The 19,892-nt window shown below is 70.9% G+C and carries 16 protein-coding genes, 1 pseudogene and 1 other annotated feature; of the genes and pseudogenes, 10 read left to right on the top strand and 7 right to left on the bottom strand.

Annotation, left to right across the window (positions count from 1 at the left end):
• Positions 1-95: a sequence feature (AL1L pseudoknot), on the bottom strand. This feature is flagged as partial in the annotation.
• Positions 1-289 (bottom strand): annotated as a pseudogene (locus M503_RS17015) (transposase); the annotation flags it as partial. Its footprint overlaps the feature before it by 95 nt.
• Positions 290-677: 388 nt before the next feature.
• Between M503_RS17015 and rimK the strand changes: the two are divergent.
• The 4 genes from rimK (at position 678) to M503_RS0104460 (ending at position 4,391) form a co-directional block, all read left to right on the top strand.
• Positions 678-1,616: a 30S ribosomal protein S6--L-glutamate ligase gene (rimK, locus tag M503_RS15660; RefSeq protein WP_051414245.1), complete on the top strand. Its 939-nt coding sequence runs from the start codon at positions 678-680 to the stop codon at positions 1,614-1,616.
• A 253-nt stretch (positions 1,617-1,869) separates the two neighbouring features.
• A complete protein-coding gene (locus M503_RS0104450; protein ID WP_028919242.1) occupies positions 1,870-2,358 on the top strand; it encodes a hypothetical protein in 489 nt (162 codons plus the stop codon).
• A gap of 7 nt (positions 2,359-2,365) precedes the next feature.
• Entirely contained in the window at positions 2,366-3,049 is a 684-nt protein-coding gene (locus M503_RS0104455; RefSeq protein WP_024867715.1) for a response regulator transcription factor, read from the top strand.
• Positions 3,036-4,391, top strand: coding sequence for a sensor histidine kinase (locus M503_RS0104460; RefSeq protein WP_028919241.1), 1,356 nt, complete (start codon positions 3,036-3,038; stop codon positions 4,389-4,391). Before M503_RS0104455 ends, M503_RS0104460 begins: the two co-directional genes overlap by 14 nt.
• Before the next feature lie 33 nt (positions 4,392-4,424).
• On the opposite strand, the gene M503_RS0104465 is transcribed toward M503_RS0104460, so the two are convergent.
• Genes M503_RS0104465 through metF form a run of 3 tightly spaced genes read right to left on the bottom strand, consistent with a single transcriptional unit; the run spans position 4,425 to position 7,002 of the window.
• Positions 4,425-5,336 (bottom strand): branched-chain amino acid transaminase, encoded by a 912-nt coding sequence (locus tag M503_RS0104465; protein WP_028919240.1) that lies wholly within the window; start codon positions 5,334-5,336, stop codon positions 4,425-4,427.
• A gap of 55 nt (positions 5,337-5,391) precedes the next feature.
• Complete coding sequence (locus M503_RS15665; RefSeq protein WP_051414247.1) at positions 5,392-6,120, bottom strand: DUF4124 domain-containing protein; 729 nt, start codon at positions 6,118-6,120, stop codon at positions 5,392-5,394.
• Between the two features lie 57 nt (positions 6,121-6,177).
• Entirely contained in the window at positions 6,178-7,002 is an 825-nt protein-coding gene (metF, locus tag M503_RS0104475) for a methylenetetrahydrofolate reductase [NAD(P)H] (RefSeq protein WP_028919239.1), read from the bottom strand.
• A gap of 122 nt (positions 7,003-7,124) precedes the next feature.
• Here metF and M503_RS0104480 point away from each other — a divergent pair, with 122 nt between their 5' ends.
• The gene (locus M503_RS0104480) at positions 7,125-7,679 is read left to right on the top strand and encodes a DUF3228 family protein (protein ID WP_028919238.1); all 555 of its coding nucleotides are present in this window, start codon (positions 7,125-7,127) and stop codon (positions 7,677-7,679) included.
• 72 nt (positions 7,680-7,751) lie between these two features.
• Here the strand turns inward: M503_RS0104480 and M503_RS0104485 are convergent, their stop codons facing one another.
• Positions 7,752-8,381, bottom strand: coding sequence for a hypothetical protein (locus tag M503_RS0104485; RefSeq protein WP_155951960.1), 630 nt, complete (start codon positions 8,379-8,381; stop codon positions 7,752-7,754).
• Positions 8,382-8,597: 216 nt separating this feature from the next.
• On the opposite strand from M503_RS0104485, the gene M503_RS0104490 reads away from it, so the two are divergent.
• Positions 8,598-9,758 (top strand): zinc-dependent alcohol dehydrogenase, encoded by a 1,161-nt coding sequence (locus M503_RS0104490; protein ID WP_028919236.1) that lies wholly within the window; start codon positions 8,598-8,600, stop codon positions 9,756-9,758.
• 26 nt (positions 9,759-9,784) lie between these two features.
• The gene (locus M503_RS15670) at positions 9,785-10,189 is read left to right on the top strand and encodes a hypothetical protein (protein WP_081720937.1); all 405 of its coding nucleotides are present in this window, start codon (positions 9,785-9,787) and stop codon (positions 10,187-10,189) included.
• Here the strand turns inward: M503_RS15670 and M503_RS17020 are convergent.
• Both M503_RS17020 and ahcY read right to left on the bottom strand, forming a co-directional pair.
• On the bottom strand, positions 10,083-11,159 hold the full coding sequence (locus M503_RS17020; protein ID WP_028919234.1) for an alpha/beta hydrolase: 1,077 nt from the start codon (positions 11,157-11,159) through the stop codon (positions 10,083-10,085). The two genes, M503_RS15670 and M503_RS17020, sit on opposite strands and share 107 nt — an antisense overlap.
• Before the next feature lie 179 nt (positions 11,160-11,338).
• The gene (gene ahcY, locus M503_RS0104505) at positions 11,339-12,784 is read right to left on the bottom strand and encodes an adenosylhomocysteinase (RefSeq protein ID WP_028919233.1); all 1,446 of its coding nucleotides are present in this window, start codon (positions 12,782-12,784) and stop codon (positions 11,339-11,341) included.
• A 283-nt stretch (positions 12,785-13,067) separates the two neighbouring features.
• On the opposite strand from ahcY, the gene M503_RS0104510 reads away from it, so the two are divergent.
• From M503_RS0104510 to M503_RS0104520, 3 genes are all read left to right on the top strand, one after another.
• Entirely contained in the window at positions 13,068-15,608 is a 2,541-nt protein-coding gene (locus tag M503_RS0104510; RefSeq protein ID WP_028928125.1) for a prolyl oligopeptidase family serine peptidase, read from the top strand.
• A 122-nt stretch (positions 15,609-15,730) separates the two neighbouring features.
• On the top strand, positions 15,731-18,442 hold the full coding sequence (gene ppc / locus M503_RS0104515; protein ID WP_028919232.1) for a phosphoenolpyruvate carboxylase: 2,712 nt from the start codon (positions 15,731-15,733) through the stop codon (positions 18,440-18,442).
• A gap of 352 nt (positions 18,443-18,794) precedes the next feature.
• The gene (locus M503_RS0104520) at positions 18,795-19,889 is read left to right on the top strand and encodes a glycosyltransferase family 4 protein (protein WP_028919231.1); all 1,095 of its coding nucleotides are present in this window, start codon (positions 18,795-18,797) and stop codon (positions 19,887-19,889) included.
• The last annotated feature ends 3 nt before the right edge of the window (positions 19,890-19,892 follow it).

The following is a 19,892-nucleotide window of genomic DNA, read 5'->3' on the forward strand; positions in this document are numbered from 1 at the left end:
GCAGATCGGCTCGACCCCGTAGGCATCGCGATGATCGTCGATGAACCCTTTCAGGATTTGAATCGGCGGTCAGCTCCGCCTGGGCAAAATACGCCGACGCCTTGCGCAGGATCTCGTTTGCCTGGCGCAGCTCGCGCACTTCGCGCTCCAGGGCCTTGATCCGGGCCTGCTCGTCGGTCGTCAGNCCCGGTCGGAGCCCGCTGTCGCGCTCGGCCCGCCGAACCCATGTCCGCAGCGTCTCCGCCTTGCAGCCGATCTTCCCGGCCACCGACGTAATCGCCGCCCACTGGCACCTCGGGTGCGTACCTCGTCAATTTGTTGCTCATGGCTCCATCCTCTCAAGGTTTGGAGCCTCCGGGAAAGCCGGGGCGATTCAACCTGTGGCGTGGTGTGCCAGTAGACAGATAGACTTCCGAATGAAATCCGACGCTCTGGCTGTTGATGGATGTGCTTGGCTCGCTTTGGATCACCCGCAACGGCCTGCGTTGACCAGGCCGAAGACTTGAGTCCACAATCGAGTCCATTCCGTGACGCCTGGATCGGAAAAAGCGTTCGTAATAAACGAGTTAGCGACCGGGTGCTGTTCCCATCACCCGCTCCAGACACCACGCCAGGCGCCGCGGATGCATCCGCGGCGTTCTGCGTTTCCAGGGGCCAGGCTCCACGGCGGCGCATCGATGAAACTGGCGATCCTCTCGCGCAACGCTTCCCTGTATTCCACCCGCCGCCTGGTCGAGGCGGCGCGCGTGCGCGGGCACAGCGTGCGCGTGCTCGACCCGCTGCGCTGCTACATGCGCATCGCCCCGGACGGCTTTGCCATGCGCTACAAGGGCAAGCCGGTGAGCGGCTACGACGCGGTGATCCCGCGGATCGGCACCTCGATCACCCGCTATGCCACCGCGGTGCTGCGCCAGTTCGAGCTGATGGGCAGCTGGACCCCCAACGGCTCCGACGCGATCCTGCGCGCCCGCGACAAGCTGCGCACCCACCAGCTGCTGGCGGCGCAGGGCATCGGCCTGCCGACCACGGTGTTCGGCGACAACCCCGACGACACCGACGACCTGCTGTCGCTGCTGGGCCCGCCGCCGCACGTGGTCAAGCTCAGCGAGGGCACCCAGGGGGCCGGGGTGATGCTGACCGAGAAGCCCTCCGCCTCGCGGGCGGTGGTGGAGGCCTTGCGCGGGCTTTACGCCAACTTCCTGCTGCAGGAGTTCGTCGCCGAGGCCGAGGGCGCCGACCTGCGCTGCTTCGTGGTCGGCGACCGGGTGGTCGCGGCGATGCGCCGGCAGGCCGCCGAGGGCGAGTTCCGCTCCAACCTGCACCGCGGCGGCGAAGCCTCGCCGGCGCAGGCCAGCGAGGAGGAGCAGGCGATGGCGGTGCGCTCGGCGCGGGCCCTGGGCCTGGGGGTGGCGGGGGTGGACCTGATCCGCTCCAGCCGCGGTCCGCTGGTCCTGGAGGTCAACTCGACCCCGGGCCTGGAGGGGGTCGAGACCGCCTGCGGGGTCGACGTGGCCGGGGCGATCATGGATTACGTGGCGGCCTCTGTTTCCCTTGTGAATCAAGGGGGTGGATCGGTTCCGGCGGTCCGCGGCGGGGTCCGGCGCCGGCCCCTTTAACGCACCTTTAATCGGTTCCGGCTTAGGCTCCGTCGGACCGCAGCTCCTTCGTCAGCCGGGGGGATCGCAGCCTCCCCGGCCGGCACACGAGATACGGTAATCGGGGCAATCCTTGGCCCAGGCGGTCTCCCCAGCCTGGGCCTTTTTGCATCCGGGCGATGTCGTTTGCCCGGTCACGCGCGCCTAGGCAGAATCGGGACGGCGCCCCTGTCGCCGAACCGTCCCTTTCCCACCCGTTCCCTGCGAGGTTCCGATGTACAAGCTGCTCATCCTTTCCGTCCTCGCCCTGGCCCCGCTGGCCGCCGGCGCCACCATCAACGCCAGCGGCGAATCCTTCTCCCCCGAGAAGGGCCTGGACCTGGCGCGGTCGTTCGACGCCCAGCGCACCGCGATCCTGAAGGCGCTCGCCGACGGCGAGACCTACGCCGAGATCGGCGCCGAGGAGCGCCGCCAGGTGCGCGCGTCCCTGGACCGCATCGACGCGCTGCTGGGCGGCGTGCAGGACGTGAACCAGCTTTCGGAGCGCGACAAGGTCGAGGTCTTCAACGAGCAGGAGCGGATCAACACGCTGCTGACCAAGGCCCGCGAGGACAGCCGCCTGGTGTGCGTGCGCGAGAAGAAGGTCGGCTCGCACCGCGCCACCAACAACTGCCAGACCGTGGCCGAGCGCCGCCGCGCCCACGAGCAGACCCAGAACGCGCTGATGAACAATCGCGGTATCCGCCTGCCACAGGCCAACTGAGGCGCCCATGCGCATCCTCGTCATCGAAGACAACAGCGACATCGCGGCCAACCTCGGGGACTATCTCGAGGACCGCGGCCATACCGTCGATTTCGCCGCCGACGGGGTCACCGGCCTGCACCTGGCGGTGGTCCACGATTTCGACGCGATCGTGCTGGACCTGAACCTGCCGGGGATGGACGGCATCGAGGTCTGTCGCAAGCTTCGCAACGAGGCGCGCAAGCAGACCCCGGTGCTGATGCTCACAGCCCGCGACAGCCTGGAGAACAAGCTGGCCGGCTTCGACTCCGGCGCCGACGACTACCTGATCAAGCCGTTCGCGCTGCAGGAAGTCGAGGTGCGGCTGAACGCGCTGTCGCGGCGCGGCAAGGGCGTGCAGACGCGGGTGCTCAACGTCGGCGACCTCGAGTACAACCTCGACACCCTCGAGGTCCGCCGCGAAGGCCGCCTGCTGCAGCTCAATCCCACCGCGCTGAAGATCCTGCAGGCGCTGATGGAGGCCTCGCCCGCCGTGGTCACCCGCCAGGAGCTGGAGACCCGCGTGTGGGGCGAGGAACTGCCGGATTCCGATTCCCTGCGCGTGCACATCCACGGCCTGCGTGCGGTGGTCGACAAGCCTTTCCCGGTGCCCTACATCCAGACCCGGCATGGCATCGGCTACCGCATCGCCGCGCCCGATGGCGGAAGCTGAGTCCGCGACGCATCCCCGCCGGCACCGGAGGTTCCGGCGCCGGCTGCGCACCCGCATCATCCTCTCGTTCCTGCTGCTGGGCACGGGCCTGACGGCCCTGTTCGCGTTCCTGACCGACTACGCGCGCCAGCGCGTGGAGAGCCAGCTGGTCGAGGACGTGATGAACCGCAACATCAACGAGTACGCGCGGCGGTTCTACCTCAACCCCGGCAACGCGCGCCCGGAGCTGCCGGTGCAGCAGATGTACGGGCGCGTGGTCACCCGCGAGGGCTTCGAGCAGCTGCGCCGCGAGGAGCCTGACTGGTACGAGCTGCCCGACGGCATCCACAACATCAGCGGCCAGGACGAAGACGGCAACCCGTTCGCCTACAAGCTGGCGGTGCGCAAGACGCCGAACGAGTGGTTCTTCCTCGCCTACGACATGACCCAGACGCTGCGCGGCGAGGTCCAGCTCAAGCGCGCGCTGTACGTGTCGATCCTGCTGTTCAGCGGCCTGTCGCTGCTGATCGGCTGGTGGTCGGCGTCGCGGGTGATGCGGCCGGTCACCGAACTGGCCTCGCGCCTGCGCGCCTACCGTGGCAGCAGCCAGCCGCGACGCCTGGCGCCGCACTTCCCCGAGGACGAGGTCGGCCAGCTGGCCGAGGCGCTGGACGACTACGCCACCCGGCTGACCGAGGTGGTCCAGCGCGACCGCGAGTTCAACGCCGACGTCAGCCACGAACTGCGCACGCCGCTGGCGGTGATCAAGGGCGCGGTGGAACTGCTGCTGTCGCGCCCGGACCTGGACGAACGCACCCGCGCGCGCCTGCTGCGCATCCAGCGCGCCGAACAGCAGTGCAGCGACCTGATCGGCTCGCTGCTGCTGCTGTCGCGCAACGAGCGCGGCCAGGGCCACAGCGACGTGGCGCGTGTGGCCGAGCAGCTGCTGGATTCGCACCGCGCGCAGCTGGGCGGCAAGCCGCTGGAGCTGCGCCTGGAGGGCGAGCCGGGCCTGGTCATCGAGGCGCCGGAGGCGGCGCTGGCGGTGGCCCTGGGCAACCTGGTCGGCAACGCGGTCAAGTACACGCCCGCCGGCGAGGTGGTGGTGCGCCTGCTCGCCGATGGCGTGCAGGTGGTCGACACCGGCCCGGGCCTGAGCGAGGAGGACGCGGCTCGGCTGTTCCAGCGCGGCTACCGCGGCACCCACGCCGGCCATTCGCAGGGCGCCGGCATCGGCCTGTCGATCGTGGGCCGGCTGTGCGACCTGTACGGCTGGGAGGTGAAGGTGCGCCCGCGCCAGGACGGCCACAGCGGGGTGGTGGCGACGCTGTCCTTCGGCGGCGCGCCGCTGGACGAAGGCTGAAGAAGCCGCGGCGGCGCATCGCCGCCGCCGCGCTTACACGTAGTCGAGCCAGCCCCGCGTATCCGGCGTGCTGCCGTCGAACAGGCCGAAGAACAGCTGCTGCATGCGCCGGGTGACCGGTCCCGGCCTGCCATCGCCGACCGGCTTGCCGTCTACCGAGCGCAGCGGGGTGATTTCCGCCGCGGTGCCGCACATGAACAGCTCGTCGCACAGGTACAGGTATTCGCGCGGGATGTCGCGCTCGACCACCTCGATGCCGGCGTCGCGCGCCAGGCGGATGATCGAATCGCGGGTGATGCCGGTGAGGATCGAGGCGCTGGCCGGGGTGGTGTGCAGGGCGCCGTCGAACACCAGGAACAGGTTCTCGCCGGCGCCCTCGCTGAGCAGGCCGCCGGCCGCCAGGGCGATGCCTTCGCCGTAGCCATGGCGGCGCGCCTCGCGCGTGACCAGCTGCCCGGACAGGTAGTTGCCGCCGGCCTTGGCGCCCGCCGGTACCGTGTTCGGCGCGACCCGCTGCCAGCTCGACACGCATGCGTCGATGCCCTGTTCCAGCGCCTCGGCGCCGAGGTAGCGGCCGAAGTCCAGCGCGGCGATGGCCACGTCGATCGGCGTCTCCGCGGCGATGCCGACGCTGCCGACGCCGCGGAACGCGACCGGGCGCAGGTAGGCGCTGCGCAGGCCGTTGGCGCGGACGATGTCGCGGCAGGCCTGGTCGATCTCGTCGGGCGTGTACGGAATGGCGATGTCGTAGATCTTCGCCGAGCCGAACAGGCGCCGGGTGTGGTCGCGCAGGCGGAAGATTGCCGTGCCCCTGGGCGTGTCGTAGGCGCGCAGGCCTTCGAAGACCGAGGAGCCGTAATGGATGGCATGCGCCATCACGTGGGTCGTGGCCTCTGCCCAGGGCTTGATGGCGCCGTTGTGCCAGATCTTCTCGGGGAACTGCATGGGCCTGCTCCACCGGACGGGTGGCCCATTCTGCCGCAGCACGCGCCGTCCGGCGCTAGAGCCCGATCCAGAAGCAGCCGTGGCTGCGGCGCAGGCTCAAGCGGGTGGTGAGTGGGGTGGCGGTGCCGCCGCGGACCTGTTCCACCCGCAGCCCGACCGGCCGCGGCCGCGAGTAGGTCCGCGCAAGCGGCGGCGGCGCGGGCAGGGTGGAGAGGTCGATGGACGGGCGTTGCGTGGGTTCCGGCGCGCTGGTCGGCCAGCTGGGTATCCAGGCGGGCGGGCCGGAGGCCTCCGGTGGCGACGCGCTTTCCGGGGGCGGCGCCGGCAAAGGGGGGAGGGCGGCCGCCACCGGCGGCGGTGCGGACGGCATGTACGGATCGGCCGGGTAGACCGGGCCGATGTCGACCAGCGGGTCCTGCACCATCGCTTCCAGGCGGTCGAGGATGCGCGAGGCGGCGCTGCGCGGGACGCCCTGCCAGTCGTAGATGCTGGCCAGGCGGTTGACGTCGCGCGCCTGGATCGCGCCCTGGATCTCCGACACCAGCTGGCTGAGCCGGCGCGGGCAGCCGTCGCGGAACATCCGCTGCGTCGCCTCCGGCACCGCCCCGCCGGTGGCCGCCGGCGGCGGCGGGCGTTCGCTTGCGCCGAGCGCGCTGCAGGGCTGGTCGGTGTAGATCGCCTGGCCGTCGGGAGTCACGCAGCGCTGCACCTGCTGCGCCCGGGCCGCGTCGGGCGCGGCCAGCAGCAGGCAGGTGGACAGCAGCAGGAGGGCGGCATGGCGCATGGCCTGCCAGCCTAATCCGCCGCCGCGCGCGGCGGAATCACGACGCCGCGGCGACGTTCACAGCCGGGCCAGCACCGCCTCGGTTGGCCGGGCCAGGTTGAGCGTGTAGAAGTGCAGGCCCGGCGCGCCGCCGGCGACGAGCCTGCGGCACAGGTCGGCGACCACGTCGGCGCCGAACTCGCGCACCGCCGCCACGTCGTCGCCGAAGGCCTGCATGCGCCTGCCGATCCAGCGCGGGATCTCCGCGCCGCAGGCCTCGGAGAAGCGGCGCAGCTGGGTGAAGTTGGAGATCGGCATGATCCCCGGCACCACCGGGATGTCCACGCCCAGCCGGCGCACGTCGTCGACGAAACGGAAGTAGGCGTCGGCGTTGTAGAAGTACTGGGTGATCGCTGCGTCGGCGCCGGCCTCGACCTTGGCCTTGAAGTGGCGCAGGTCGGTGAGCGCGTCCTCGGCCTGCGGATGGGTCTCCGGATAGGCGGCGACCTCGATGCGGAAGCGGTCGCCATGCTCGGCGCGGATCAGCTGCACCAGCTCGGAGGCGTAGCGCAGGTCGCCCGGATGGCCCATGCCCGAGGGCAGGTCGCCGCGCAGGGCGACGATGCGGCGGCAGCCGATCGCGCGGTACAGCTTGAGCAGTTCGCGGATCTCCTCGCGGTCGCCGCCGACGCAGGACAGGTGCGGGGCCGCCTCGAAGCCGTGGTGCTGGTTGAGGTGGCGCACGGTTTCGGAGGTGTAGCTGAGCGTGGAGCCGCCCGCGCCGAAGGTACAGGACACGTATTCGGGCGCGTAGGCGCGCAGCCGGGCGGCGGCGCGGTCCAGCTGCTGGCGCTGCTCGTCGGTCTTGGGCGGGTAGAACTCGAAGCTGATGGGGGTGGTCATCGCGGCCGGCGGCTGGGGCGTTGGCCGGATAATATCTCTTTATCGCGATGGAAGCATGGGTGGGATTCGGGATTCGGGATCGAATCCCAATCCCGCATCCCGGCTTCTGGGACAATCCCGCCATGAGCATCGTCATGACCCCGTTCGCCCGCAACCGCCTGTTCCCGCGCATGCCGCGCGCCAACACCATCCAGGACTGCACCCCGGCCGGGTTCGAGCGCCATCTCAACGAGCACGAGCCGCTGGCGGTGCTCGACGGCTACGCCCCGTTCTGCAAGCTGCACGTGCACCGCAACTGGACCAGCACCCGCTGCCTGACCGTGCCGATCACCGACGCCAACCGCCACCTGCTGCGCTCGGCCTACGAGGCGCGCACCCGTTCGGAGCTGCCGGTGCTGGTGCGCTGGTTCGAGGGCGTGCAGCCGCCGGTAGCCGAATACCTGGTGGTGATCCTGTACAGCCGCGAGCAGCTGGCGAAGGAAGGCACGCCGATCGAGGCCGACTGGGGCGTGGTCGGCTGCCTGTACACGATGGAGCCGGCAGAGATCCCGATGGCGCCGATCACGATGATGCGCAACGCGCTGGGCGTGGAGGAGGGCGGTTCCGGGGTGCCGCTGGACCGCGAAGCCTACCTGCGCAGCGTCGAGTTCTGGGAGAACAACGCCAACTGGCGTTGAGCCGCGCGCCGCAGCCTGCATGGCGCGGCCGGCCACCTGGCTGCTGCGCAGGGCGCGGCGCAGCGCGCCGTATCAGGCCGACCAGCGGTGCTGCAGGAAATAGCAGCCGCGGTGGCGACGCACGTCGAAGTCCGCGACCTTCTGCCTCCCCGCTTCCTCCAGCAGGACCTGCAAGGTGCCGTCGCCGGCGCTGGGCGTCGAGCCGAAGAACTCCGCGTCGACCAGGGCCGCGCGACCGAGCCGCGTGAGCTGCGCCATCACCCGCATCGCCTGGCGGTGCCGCATGCCGGCCCAGTCGAAGCTCTCCGCGATGCGGTTCACGTCGCCCTGCGCCATGGAAGCGCGCAGGTCCACTGCCAGCTCGCGCGGGCTCGTCGCGCATCCCTGGCCTTTCGGTCGCCGCGACTGGCGCGGGCGGGATTCCGCCAGCAGTCCGGCCGCCGGCAGCGGCATGCCGGTCAGCTCGGCCTCGCGGCGCTGCTCGTGACGGATGCGGTTCTGGACCTCGGCCGACAGGGCCACGTGGCGTCCACCCAGGCGGCTGCAGGCGACGTTGGTGTAGGCGTAGGTGCCGTCGGGCATCGCGCAGCGGGCGATGCCGGTCGCGGCTTCGGCGTGGCCCGGCATGGCCAGCGTGCAGCTGGCAATGGCGCAGGCGAGCATGGAAGACAGGAACGGGCGCATGGCGGTGGGGCGTGGCATGCCTTGGACGGCATGCGCGGATGATCCGTTCGCATTCGTGGAGGCCGCGTCCGGAAGCGGCGAATGCCGGCTGAATCGCTTCGCGCCTTGCGGCGGCGTTCAGTTGCGGCTCCACGTTTCCGCCACGTCGCCGACGCGCGCTGTTCACGGCGGTGGCGCGAAGGTCGTCGCAAGGGCCGGTCGCAACCGGCGCCACCCCACCGGAGAACCGCCCCGATGCTGGCCACCACCTACCGCCGCCCGCGCAGGATGCGCATCGCCCATGTCGCCGAACCGGTGATCGAGCATCCCAACGACGCCATCGTCCGCGTCACCCGCACCTGCATCTGCGGCTCGGACATCCACATCTACAACGGCCTGGTGCCGGACACGCGGGTCGGCTCGATCATCGGCCACGAGTTCTGCGGCGTGGTAGAGGAAGTGGGGCCGTCGGTGCAGAACCTGAAGGTGGGCGACCGGGTGCTGGTGCCGTTCAACATCTTCTGCGGCAGCTGCTTCTTCTGCCAGAAGGAGCTGTACGGCAACTGCCACAACGTCAATTCGCAGGCCAGCGCGATGGGCGGCTTCTACGGCTACACCCACACCGCCGGCGGTTATGACGGCGGGCAGGCCGAGTACGTGCGCGTCCCGTTCGCAGACGTAGGCCCAACCATCATCCCCGACGACATCCACGTCGAGGACGCGGTGCTGCTGACCGATGCCTTCCCCACCGGCTACCAGGCCGCCGAGATGGGCAGCATCCGAGAGGGCGACACCGTCGTGGTGTTCGGCGCCGGCCCGGTCGGCCTGTTCGCGGCGAAGAGCGCCTGGTTCTTCGGCGCCGGGCGGGTGATCGTGGTGGATTGCGAGGACTACCGCCTCGAGTTCGCCCGGACCTTCGCCCACGCCGAGACGGTGAACTTCCGCGAGGTCGACGACGTCGCCACGTACCTGAAGAAGATCACCGACTGGCTGGGCGCGGACGTGTGCATCGACGCGGTCGGCTGCGACGCCAGTGGCAGCGCGTTCCACAGCCTCACCGGCAAGGTGATGATGCTGCAGGCCGGTTCGGCGATCGCCCTGCACTGGGCGATCAACAGCGCGCGCACGGGCGGGCGCATCTCGATCGTCGGCGTGTACGGGCCGACCTTCAACATGGTTCCGATCGGCAACGCGGTGAACAAGGGCCTGACCCTGCGCATGAACCAGGCCAGCGTGAAGCGGCACCTGCCGCGGCTGATCGAGCACATCCGCGCCGGTCACATCTCGCCGCGCGAGATCATCACCCACCGCATCCCGCTGGAAGAGGTGGCGGATGCCTACGACATCTTCGTCAACAAGCGCGACAACTGCATCAAGCCGGTGCTGATCCCGCCCTCCGCGCAGGGAGAGGCGTGATGGCCGGCGACGCACGGGAGGACGCCATGGCTGCGCAACGCTACGCACACATCCCCGGCTGGGGTTCGGACCTGCCGCGCGAGAACCGCCCCGCGGTGCCAATGGAGCGCACGCCGCCGCGGCTGGACGTGCCGTGGAGCGATCCGCCGCCGCAGCAGCCGATGACGGTGGAAGTGCTGAAGTCGGTCGAGCGCCCGGTGCATTCGCGCACCTTCGGCACGCGCCTGCCGCCGAAGGGACTCAGCGGCGCGATCCGCCGCGCCGCCTTCCGCCGGAGCGAGAACGACGTCGGCCACTGGCTGATGCTGGTCGCCGCCGATCGGGTCAATGTGGTCGAAGGCCTGTGCGAGGACGTGCGCCGTTCGCCGGGCAAGGCCGCGCTCGCCGGCATGGGCGTGGCGCTGCTGGCCTGGTGGTGGTTGCGGGACTGAAGGAAGCGCACGCCATCCATGGCCTGCTTGCGCCAGGCCCAGGAGCTATCCGCGCCGCGGGGGACTCGACGGCAGTTCGCCCGCTGCTGCGATCGCGCGAGCTCAATCCCCGTCGTGGGCTGCGGGCCATGGCGACTTCCTCGCGGAACAGGTGCAGCATCGCCCGCCGGTAGGCCTCGCCAATGCTGGCCGCATGCGTGCCTTCGGGCAACACCATCAGGTCGAGTTCCCATGGGCGGTCGCGACGGCTCCAGTAGCCATGCCAGTCGTGGGCGTTGCGCACCCGGTAGTCGAGGTCGCCTGCGCCGCTGGTGACCACCAGCCGCGTTTCCGTCGTCGCGGCGGCGGGTGGCGCGAACAGTGCATCGCGGCCGCGGCTCAGCGCCGGATTGCTGGCGATCCGGCCCCAGAACAGGTCCGGTTCGCGCAGTGCCGACCACAGCACGAAGTAGCCGCCGCGCGACTGCCCGACCAGCACCCGCCGCCGCCGGTCGACGCGGTGGCGGCGTTCGGCTTCCGGCAGCAGTTCGTCGCGCAGGAAGGCGAGGAACGCCGCGGCGCCGGCTTCGCCCTGCGGGGTGTCCGGTGCGGCGTCGGAGAAGTCGATGTGGCGCGCGTTGACCGCAGGGTCGAAGCTGCCGTAGGCGATGCCGACGAGGATCGCCTCGGGCAGCTGCTCGTCGTAGTGCAGGAACAGGTGGGTGGGCGCCAGCAGCGGGAACAGGCTGTCGCCATCGAGCAGGTAGACCACGGGCCAGCGCCTGTCGGGGTGCTGGGCATGGCCCTCGGGCAGGCGCACGTAGACGTGGTACTCGCGCCCGGTGGCCTGCGAACGGATGGCGAAGTAGTCGCCGCTCAGGGCCGGGAGGTGGTCGAGCGGTACCGTCGCCGCGTCCCGCGCATGGGCGATGGTGGACAGGGCCAGGCCTTGCACGCCCGCCAGGAGCAGGGCGATGAGTCGGCGTCGCACGCAGGCACTCCCGGCTGTCCGAGGTCAGGCGCGGATGCTGGCATGACGCTGGCCGGGAGACAAACCGGAGCGCGCGCCGCGGAGCCGGGAGAGCCGACGACCGGGGCCGCAGGGAAGCTGGCCGCATACGGAAACGGGCGCCTCGCGGCGCCCGTTCCATGTCCATCGCGGCGCTCCGCTCAGTAGCGGTAGTGCTCCGGCTTGAACGGGCCGTCGACCGGCACGCCCAGGTAGTCGGCCTGGCCCTGGGTCAGCTTCGTCAGCTTCACCCCGATCTTCTCCAGGTGCAGGCGCGCCACTTCCTCGTCCAGCTTCTTGGGCAGGCGGTAGACCGTCTTCTCGTAGGTCTCCTTGTTGGCCCACAGGTCGATCTGGGCCAGGGTCTGGTTGGAGAACGAATTGGACATCACGAAGCTCGGGTGGCCGGTGGCGCAACCCAGGTTCACCAGGCGGCCTTCGGCCAGCAGGAAGATGCTGTTGCCCGACGGGAAGGTGAACTTGTCCACCTGCGGCTTGATGTTGGTCTTCACCGCGCCGGAGGCGTACAGCCGGTCGACCTGGATCTCGTTGTCGAAGTGGCCGATGTTGCAGACGATGGCCTGGTCCTTCATCGCCTGCATGTGCTCGAGGGTGATGATGTCGCGGTTGCCGGTGGTGGTGACGTAGATGTCGGCCTTGCCGAGGGTGTCCTCGACGGTGGCGACCTCGAAGCCTTCCATCGCCGCCTGCAGGGCGCAGATCGGGTCGATCTCGGTGACGATCACGCGGGCGCCATAGGCGCGCAGCGAGTGCGCCGAGCCCTTGCCGACGTCGCCATAGCCGCAGACCACGGCGACCTTGCCGGCCAGCATCACGTCCATCGCGCGCTTCAGGCCGTCGGCCAGCGACTCGCGGCAGCCGTAGAGGTTGTCGAACTTGGACTTGGTGACCGAGTCGTTGACGTTGATCGCCGGCACCAGCAGCTTGCCGGCCTCGGCCAGCTGGTAGAGGCGGTGCACGCCGGTGGTGGTCTCCTCGGAGACGCCCTTCCAGTCGGCGACCACGCGGGTCCAGTAGCCCGGGCGCTCCTGCGCCACGCGCTTGAGCAGGTTCTTGATCACCTGCTCCTCGTGGGAGCCGGACGGCGAGTTGACCCAGCTGTCGTCGCCCTGCTCGAGCTCGTAGCCCTTGTGGATCAGCAGGGTGACGTCGCCGCCGTCGTCCACCACCAGCTCCGGGCCGGCGAGGGTGCCGTCGGGCAGGGTGAAGGTCAGCGCGTCGAGGGTGCAGTCCCAGTACTCCTCCAGGGTCTCGCCCTTCCAGGCGAACACCGGGGTGCCGGTGGCGGCGATCGCCGCGGCGGCATGGTCCTGGGTCGAGAAGATGTTGCACGAGGCCCAGCGCACGTCGGCGCCGATGTCCTTGAGCGTCTCGATCAGCACCGCGGTCTGGATGGTCATGTGCAGCGAGCCGGTCACGCGCACGCCCCTGAGCGGCTGCGCGGCGGCGTACTTGCGGCGGATCGACATCAGGCCCGGCATCTCGTGCTCGGCGATGTCGATTTCCTTGCGGCCCCAGTCGGCCAGCGAGATGTCGGCGACCTTGTAGTCGCCGCCGGTGGAGAAGGTCTTGGCTACGGCATTCATGCGGGTGCTCCGGTTAAGGCGGGCGTATGCTCGCTTCGTCCGGGCGCCGTTGTCGCGTGGGAATGCGCGTCGAGCCTGGCCCCGGATGCGGTGGCGTCCTCGCGGGACGCGCTCCGGCGGTCGTGAACCGCGGATCCTGGGTCGCAGCGCCCCTCGACGGGCGCGCGCATTATATCGGCCCATCGGGATCGACGGATGAACCCGCCCGGGACTTTCGTCATGGGTCCCGGTGGGCCTGCGCATGGTATCCAGAAGGGTCGTCATACCCCTGGGGAACCCATCGATGTCCGAAACCGCACCCAAGCCCGTCCGGGCGGGCCGCCAGCGGCGCGCGCCGCGCCCGCTCGCCGCGTGGGCGGCGCTGCCGCTGCTGGCCTGCACCGTCCTCGCCGGCGGCTGGCCGCAGCCGGCTGGCGCCCAGCCGCAGGCCAGCACCGCCAGCACCTACCGTGAACCCGTGCCGGAGCTGCGCGCGATCGTCGACGCGCCGCGTCCGCCGCAGATGAGCCTGTCGCCGCGCCGCGACCTGATCGCGATGCGCCAGGTGCCGGACCTGCCGGGCATCGACGTGGTCGCCCAGCCGGAGCTGAAGCTGGCCGGCCTGCGCCTGCACCCGCGCGTGCACGCCGCCAGCCAGTTCTCCTTCTCCAGCGACCTGTGGCTGATGGAGGTCGAAAGCGGTGCCGAGCAGCGCATCGCCGGCCTGCCGCAGCCGCTGGGCCTGGCCAGCATGGCCTGGTCGCCCGACCAGCGCTGGCTGGCCTTCAACCGCATCGACAGCGCCAGCGGCGCCAACGAGCTGTGGCTGGTCGACGTGGCCGCGCGCAAGGCGCGCCGCCTGGCCACCGGGCTCAACACCGTCGCCGGCGGCGCCTACAGCTGGCTGCCGGACAGCCGTGGCCTGCTGGTCCGCCTGCAGACCCCGCAGGCGCGGCCGCTGCCGCCGGCCGACGCGGTGCCGACCGGTCCGTCGATCCAGCAGACCGATGCCGGTGCCGGCGTGCGTTCGGTGCGCACCTACCAGGACCTGCTGCGCAGCGAGAACGACGCGCAGGTGCTGGAGCACTACCTCACCTCGCAGCCGGCGCGCGTCGGCATCGACGGCAAGGTCACCCCGCTGGGTGCGACCGGCCTGTACATCGACACCTCGCCTTCGCCCGATGGCCGCTACGTGCTGGCGCAGCGGGTCGAGCGTCCGTTCTCCTACCTGGTGCCGCTGTCGCGCTTCCCGCGCGTGATCGAGGTGCTGGACGCGGCCACCGGCAAGCCGGTGCACACCGTCGCGCGCCTGCCGCTGGTGGAAGGCCTGCCGACCGGCAACGACGCGGTGGCCACCGGCGTGCGTTCGATCGACTGGCGCAGCGACGCCCCGGCAACCCTGGTGTGGGCCGAAGCGCAGGATGGCGGCGACCCGGCGCGCGAGGCGGAAGTGCGCGACGCGGTGTTCGCGCACGCGGCGCCGTTCAAGGGCGCGCCGGTGCGCCTGGCCGAACTCGGCTACCGCTACGGCGGCATCTACTGGGGTCGCGGCGACCTGGCCGTGCTCGGCGAGTACTGGTGGAAGACCCGTCGCAGCCGTACCTGGCGGATCCATCCGGACGAGCCGGGGCGCGCGCCGCAGCTGCTGTTCGACGTGTCCTTCGAGGACCGCTACGCCGATCCGGGCTCGCCGATGACCGCGCCGGACGATGCCGGCCACCAGCGCCTGCTCACCAGCGCCGACGGCAACAGCCTGTTCCTGTCCGGCGACGGCGCCTCGCCCGAGGGCGACCGTCCGTTCCTGGACCGCTACGACCTGGCCACCGGCAGGACCGAGCGCCTGTTCCACTCGCAGGCGCCGTACTACGAGGTGCCGGCGGTGATGCTCGACAACACCGGCAAGCGCCTGCTGGTCAGCCGCGAATCGCCGACCGAGCCGATGAACGTGTACGTGCACGACGCCGACCGTCCGCAACCGCTGCGCGCGCTGACCCGCTTCGAACATCCGACGCCGCAGCTGCGCGACATCAGCAAGGAGCAGATCCGCTACCGCCGCGACGACGGTGTGGAGCTGACCGCCACGCTGTACCTGCCGGCCGGCTACGACGCCAGCCGCGACGGCCCGCTGCCGGTGCTGATGTGGGCCTATCCGCAGGAGTTCAAGTCGGCCGCTGCGGCCAGCCAGGTGACCGACTCGCCGTACCGCTTCAACCGGGTCAGCTACTGGGGCCCGCTGCCGTTCCTGGCCCGCGGCTTCGCCGTGCTCGACGATCCGTCGATGCCGATCGTGGGCGAGGGCGATGCCGAGCCCAACGACACCTACATCAGGCAGCTGGTCGCCAGCGCGCAGGCGGCGGTGGACGAGCTGGCCCGGCGCGGCGTGGGCGACCCGCAGCGCGTGGCGGTGGGCGGCCACTCGTATGGCGCGTTCATGACCGCCAACCTGCTTGCGCACAGCCGCCTGTTCAAGGCCGGCATCGCCCGCAGCGGCGCGTACAACCGCACGCTGACGCCGTTCGGTTTCCAATCCGAGGAGCGCAACTACTGGCAGGCGCAGGAAACCTACCTGGCGATGTCGCCGTTCAACTACGCCGACCGGATCAAGGACGCGCTGCTGCTGATCCACGGCGAGGAGGACAACAACCCGGGTACCTTCCCGATGCAGAGCGAGCGCATGTTCGCCGCGGTGAAGGGCCTGGGCGGCAACGCGCGGCTGGTGATGCTGCCGCGCGAATCGCACGGCTATCGCGCGCGCGAGTCGATCCTGCACATGCTCGCCGAGACCGACGACTGGCTGCAGCACCACGTGCGCCAGGCGCCGGCCGACCACACGGCGGCGAACTGAATGGACGCGGCCCGCTCCCCTGGAGCGGGCCGCTTTCCATGCGGAACCGGTACTGCTGAAACTTTTGCGGCATTGCACAAGGCGCGGCTAAGCTCGGGATTCCCCCGACCCGCCGTGCATCGATGAACGCACCCCGCCAGCTGGAATTCGCCCCGCCGGACCTGCCCCTGCGCGACGACGTGCGCCGCCTCGGCGCCCTGGTCGGCGACGTGCTCGCCGAGCAGGTCTCGCCGGCCTTCCTCGACGAGGTCGAGAAGGTGCGCACCACCGCGATTGCCCGGCGCCAGAACGGCAGCCCGATCGAAGCGCTGTCGGCGCTGCTGGACGGGCTGGAGCCGGCGCACGCCGAGGCGCTGGTGCGCGCGTTCAGTACCTATTTCCAGGTGGTGAACATCGCCGAACGCGTGCACCGCATCCGCCGCCGCCGCGACTACCAGCGAACCGGCACCGGTCCGCAGCCGGAGAGCCTGCACGACGCGCTGCGCCGGCTGAAGGACAAGGGCGTGGCCGCGGAGGAGCTGCGCGACTGGCTCGAGCGCATCGACATCGAGCCGGTGTTCACCGCGCACCCGACCGAGGCGGTGCGGCGCGCGCTGCTGGAGAAGGAACAGATCATGGTCGCCGCGCTGGTCGACGACCTCGACGGCGGGCGCACTCCGGGCGAGCGCGCCGCCGACCTGGCCCGCTTCCGCATGGCGCTGACCTCGGCCTGGCAGACCGCCGATTCCTCGCCGGTGCGCCCGGGCGTGGAGGACGAGCGCGAGCACGTCGGCTTCTACCTCACCGAAGTGCTGTACCGGGTCATGCCGGTGTTCTACGAGACCCTGGAACACGCGATCGGCGAGTACTTCGGCATCGCCACCGAACTGCCGCGGCTGCTGCGCTTCGGCACCTGGGTCGGCGGCGACATGGACGGCAACCCCAACGTCGACGCCAACACCATTCGCGAGACCCTGGACGCGCAGCGCCGCGCCATCCTCGGCAAGTACCTGGTCGAACTGCAGCAGCTGGCGCGGCTGCTGACCCAGTCCGCCGGCGTGGTCGGGGTGGACGCGGCGGTGCTGGAGCAGGTGGAACGCTACCGCGCGCTGCTGCCGGAAGCGGCCGCGGCGGCGCGGCCGCGCCACGCCGACATGCCGTACCGGCTGCTGATCGACCTGGTGCGCGCGCGCCTGCAGGCGACCCTGGAGGACCGGGCCGAGGGCTACGCCTCGCCGCGCGGGTTCGCCGACGACATCGACATGATCCGGCAGAGCCTGGAACACAACCGCGGCATCCACGCCGGCTGGTTCCAGGTGCGGCGCCTGGTCTGGCGCCTGCGCACCTTCGGCTTCCACCTGGCGCGGCTGGACGTGCGCCAGGAGTCGAGCGTGCACGCGCGCGCGGTGGCCGCCGCGCTGGACGACGCGCAGTGGGAGGCGCGCGAGCCGGTGGAACAGGCCGGCGTGCTCGGGCCCTACGCCGGTGGCGAGCGCGTCCTGCCGTCCAGCGACGAGGCCACCAACCAGCGCCTGGACGCGGTGTTCGCTGCGCTGGGCGACGCGCGCCGCCGCCACGGCGCCGACGCGCTGGGCGCCTACATCATCTCGATGGCGCGCAGCCGCGCCGACGTGCTGACCGTGCTGGCGCTGGCCCGCCGCGGCGGCCTGGTCGACGCCGACGGCCACGTGCCGCTGGACATCGCCCCGCTGTTCGAGACCGTCGACGACCTGCGCCACGGTCCGGACACGCTGCGCGACCTGCTCGCCGACCCGGTCTACCGCGCACACCTGGCCGCGCGCGGCGACGTGCAGATGGTGATGCTCGGCTATTCGGACAGCGGCAAGGACGGCGGCATCGCCGCCTCGCGCTGGGGCCTGCAGCGCGCCCAGGTCGAGCTGCTGCAGGTGGCCGACGAGCAGGGCGTGCGCCTGACCTTCTTCCACGGCCGTGGCGGCTCGCTCAGCCGCGGCGGCAGCAAGACCACGCGCGCGGTGGACGCCTCGCCGCGCGGCAGCGTCGACGGCCGCCTGCGCGTGACCGAGCAGGGCGAGGCGATCCACCGCAAGTACGGCATCCGCGCTTTGGCCCTGCGTTCGCTGGAACAGGCCACCGGCGCGGTACTGGCGTCGAGCATCCGCCCGCGCGACCCGGAGCCGCGCGAGGCGCGCTGGCGCGAGATCATGGCCACCGTCGCCGAGGCCAGCAGCGCGGCTTACCGCACCTTCGTCGGCGCGCCGCGCTTCATGGACTACTTCCGCGGCGCCACCCCGATCGACGTGATCGAACGGATGACCCTGGGCTCGCGGCCCTCGCGCCGGCTCGGCGAGGACGCGGCGCTGTCCAACCTGCGCGCGATCCCGTGGGTGTTCGCCTGGAGCCAGGCGCGCGCGGTGATCCCGGGCTGGTACGGCCTGGGTACCGGCCTGAAGGCGGCGGTGGACCGCCACGGCGAGGATGCGCTGCGCGAGATGGGCCGCGACTGGCCGTTCTTCAAGACGATGCTGGACGACGTGTCGATGGTGCTGGCCAAGGGCGACATGGGCATCGCCGGCATGTTCTCGAAGCTGGCAGGCGAGGAGCTGCACGGGGAGTTCTTCCCGCGGATCGAGGCCGAGCACGCGCTGACGAAGGAGTGGGTGCTGCGCCTCAACGGCAACGAGTGGCTGCTGCAGCACGACCAGCGCCTGGCCCTGTCGATCCGCCTGCGCAATCCGTACGTGGATCCGATCAGCGTGCTGCAGGCCGACCTGCTGGCACGCTGGCGCGCCAGCGGCCGCGAGGACGACGTGCTGCTGCGCGCGCTGGTAGCCGCGGTCAATGGCGTTTCCCAGGGCGTGCAGAACACCGGTTAACGGTTCTTCCACGTAGCTGAAAGGATGTTCAATGCAGGGCGGCGACCGGTCTTGAAGACCGTGCGGCGGCGCCTATCTGCAGCGCCGCGGCGGCGCCACGGCCGGCCGCGGGAAACACCGCTCCCATCGTCCACCGGGCTTCTTCCGGGACGGATTGACGATGCTGGCCGTGAGTCCTTCCACCTGCTGCGGCGGGCCTGCCTGGCCGCAGCCACGGATCGTGGTCCGCCGCCGGCGTACCGCAACGAGGAGGAGCACGATGAACGACGCAAGGCCGTTGATCCTGTACCACCACGCGCGCAGGCCGCCCATGCGTGGCCAAGGCCCGGCGCGGTCCTGCTGAGGTGGGCGCATGCGTATCGCCCACGTCGCCCCGTTGTACGAAGCCGTCCCGCCGCGCCTGTACGGCGGCACCGAGCGTATCGTCGCCTGGCTGGCCGATGCGCAGGTCGACCTCGGCCATGACGTCACCGTGTTCGCCAGCGGCGACAGCCGCACCCGCGCGCGCCTGGTGGCCTGCCGCGAGCAGGCGCTGCGCCTGGATCCGCAGCCGCTGAAATCCGACCTCGCCGCGCACCTGGCGATGCTGCACGAGGTGCGCCGTCGCGCCGGCGAGTTCGACCTGCTGCACTTCCACGTCGACCTGCTGCATTTCCCGCTGTTCGCGGACATGGCCGGGCGCACGCTGACCACCCTGCACGGCCGCCTCGACCTGGCGGACCTGCCCGACGCCTACCGGCGCTGGCCGCATTTCCCGCTGGTCTCGATTTCGGCACAGCAGCGCCAGCCGCTGCGTTTCGCCAACTGGATCGGCACCGTGCCGCACGGCCTGCCCGCCGACTTGCTGCAGCCGCCGGAATCGCCGCGCGGTGACTACCTGGCCTTCCTCGGCCGCATCTCGCCGGAGAAGCGCCCGGACCGCGCGATCGGGATCGCCAGCCGCGCCGGCATGCGCCTGCGGATGGCGGCCAAGGTCGACGCCGCCGACGCGGTCTACTTCCACGACGCCATCGAGCCGCTGCTGGACGAGGCCGGGGTCGACTTCGTCGGCGAGATCGACGACGCGCGCAAGCCGGGCTTCCTCGGCCATGCCGCCGCGCTGCTGTTCCCGATCGACTGGCCGGAGCCGTTCGGGCTGGTGATGATCGAGGCGATGGCCTGCGGCACGCCGGTGATCGCCTGGGACTGCGGTTCGGTGCGCGAGGTGGTCGAGCACGGCGTGACCGGCTTCATCGTGTCCTCGATGGACGAGGCGGTGGCGGCGGTGGAGCGCCTGCATGAACTGGACCGCGCCACGATCCGCCGCGTGTTCGAGCGCCGCTTCTCGGCCACGGTAATGGCGCGCGGCTACCTGGAGCTGTACCGGCGGCTGCTCGGCGGCGGCGCCCGCGTGGCCGATGCAGGCGAGGCCGCCAACGATGCGGCGGGGCTGGCCCGGCTGGCCTGAAGC

Source organism: Pseudoxanthomonas suwonensis J47 (assembly GCF_000513955.1).
GTDB lineage: Bacteria > Pseudomonadota > Gammaproteobacteria > Xanthomonadales > Xanthomonadaceae > Pseudoxanthomonas > Pseudoxanthomonas suwonensis_C.

Excerpts from the sequence above, each read along its gene's own strand:
- ahcY (WP_028919233.1), bottom strand. The coding sequence starts at position 12,784 with ATGAATGCCGTAGCCAAGACCTTCTCCACCGGCGGCGACTACAAGGTC.
- M503_RS0104450 (WP_028919242.1), top strand. The coding sequence starts at position 1,870 with ATGTACAAGCTGCTCATCCTTTCCGTCCTCGCCCTGGCCCCGCTGGCC.
- M503_RS0104510 (WP_028928125.1), top strand. The coding sequence starts at position 13,068 with ATGTCCGAAACCGCACCCAAGCCCGTCCGGGCGGGCCGCCAGCGGCGC.
- M503_RS15670 (WP_081720937.1), top strand. The coding sequence starts at position 9,785 with ATGGCTGCGCAACGCTACGCACACATCCCCGGCTGGGGTTCGGACCTG.
- M503_RS0104485 (WP_155951960.1), bottom strand. The coding sequence starts at position 8,381 with ATGCCACGCCCCACCGCCATGCGCCCGTTCCTGTCTTCCATGCTCGCC.
- M503_RS15665 (WP_051414247.1), bottom strand. The coding sequence starts at position 6,120 with ATGCGCCATGCCGCCCTCCTGCTGCTGTCCACCTGCCTGCTGCTGGCC.
- rimK (WP_051414245.1), top strand. The coding sequence starts at position 678 with ATGAAACTGGCGATCCTCTCGCGCAACGCTTCCCTGTATTCCACCCGC.
- M503_RS0104490 (WP_028919236.1), top strand. The coding sequence starts at position 8,598 with ATGCTGGCCACCACCTACCGCCGCCCGCGCAGGATGCGCATCGCCCAT.
- M503_RS0104460 (WP_028919241.1), top strand. The coding sequence starts at position 3,036 with ATGGCGGAAGCTGAGTCCGCGACGCATCCCCGCCGGCACCGGAGGTTC.
- M503_RS0104455 (WP_024867715.1), top strand. The coding sequence starts at position 2,366 with ATGCGCATCCTCGTCATCGAAGACAACAGCGACATCGCGGCCAACCTC.
- ppc (WP_028919232.1), top strand. The coding sequence starts at position 15,731 with ATGAACGCACCCCGCCAGCTGGAATTCGCCCCGCCGGACCTGCCCCTG.
- M503_RS0104480 (WP_028919238.1), top strand. The coding sequence starts at position 7,125 with ATGAGCATCGTCATGACCCCGTTCGCCCGCAACCGCCTGTTCCCGCGC.
- M503_RS0104520 (WP_028919231.1), top strand. The coding sequence starts at position 18,795 with ATGCGTATCGCCCACGTCGCCCCGTTGTACGAAGCCGTCCCGCCGCGC.
- metF (WP_028919239.1), bottom strand. The coding sequence starts at position 7,002 with ATGACCACCCCCATCAGCTTCGAGTTCTACCCGCCCAAGACCGACGAG.
- M503_RS0104465 (WP_028919240.1), bottom strand. The coding sequence starts at position 5,336 with ATGCAGTTCCCCGAGAAGATCTGGCACAACGGCGCCATCAAGCCCTGG.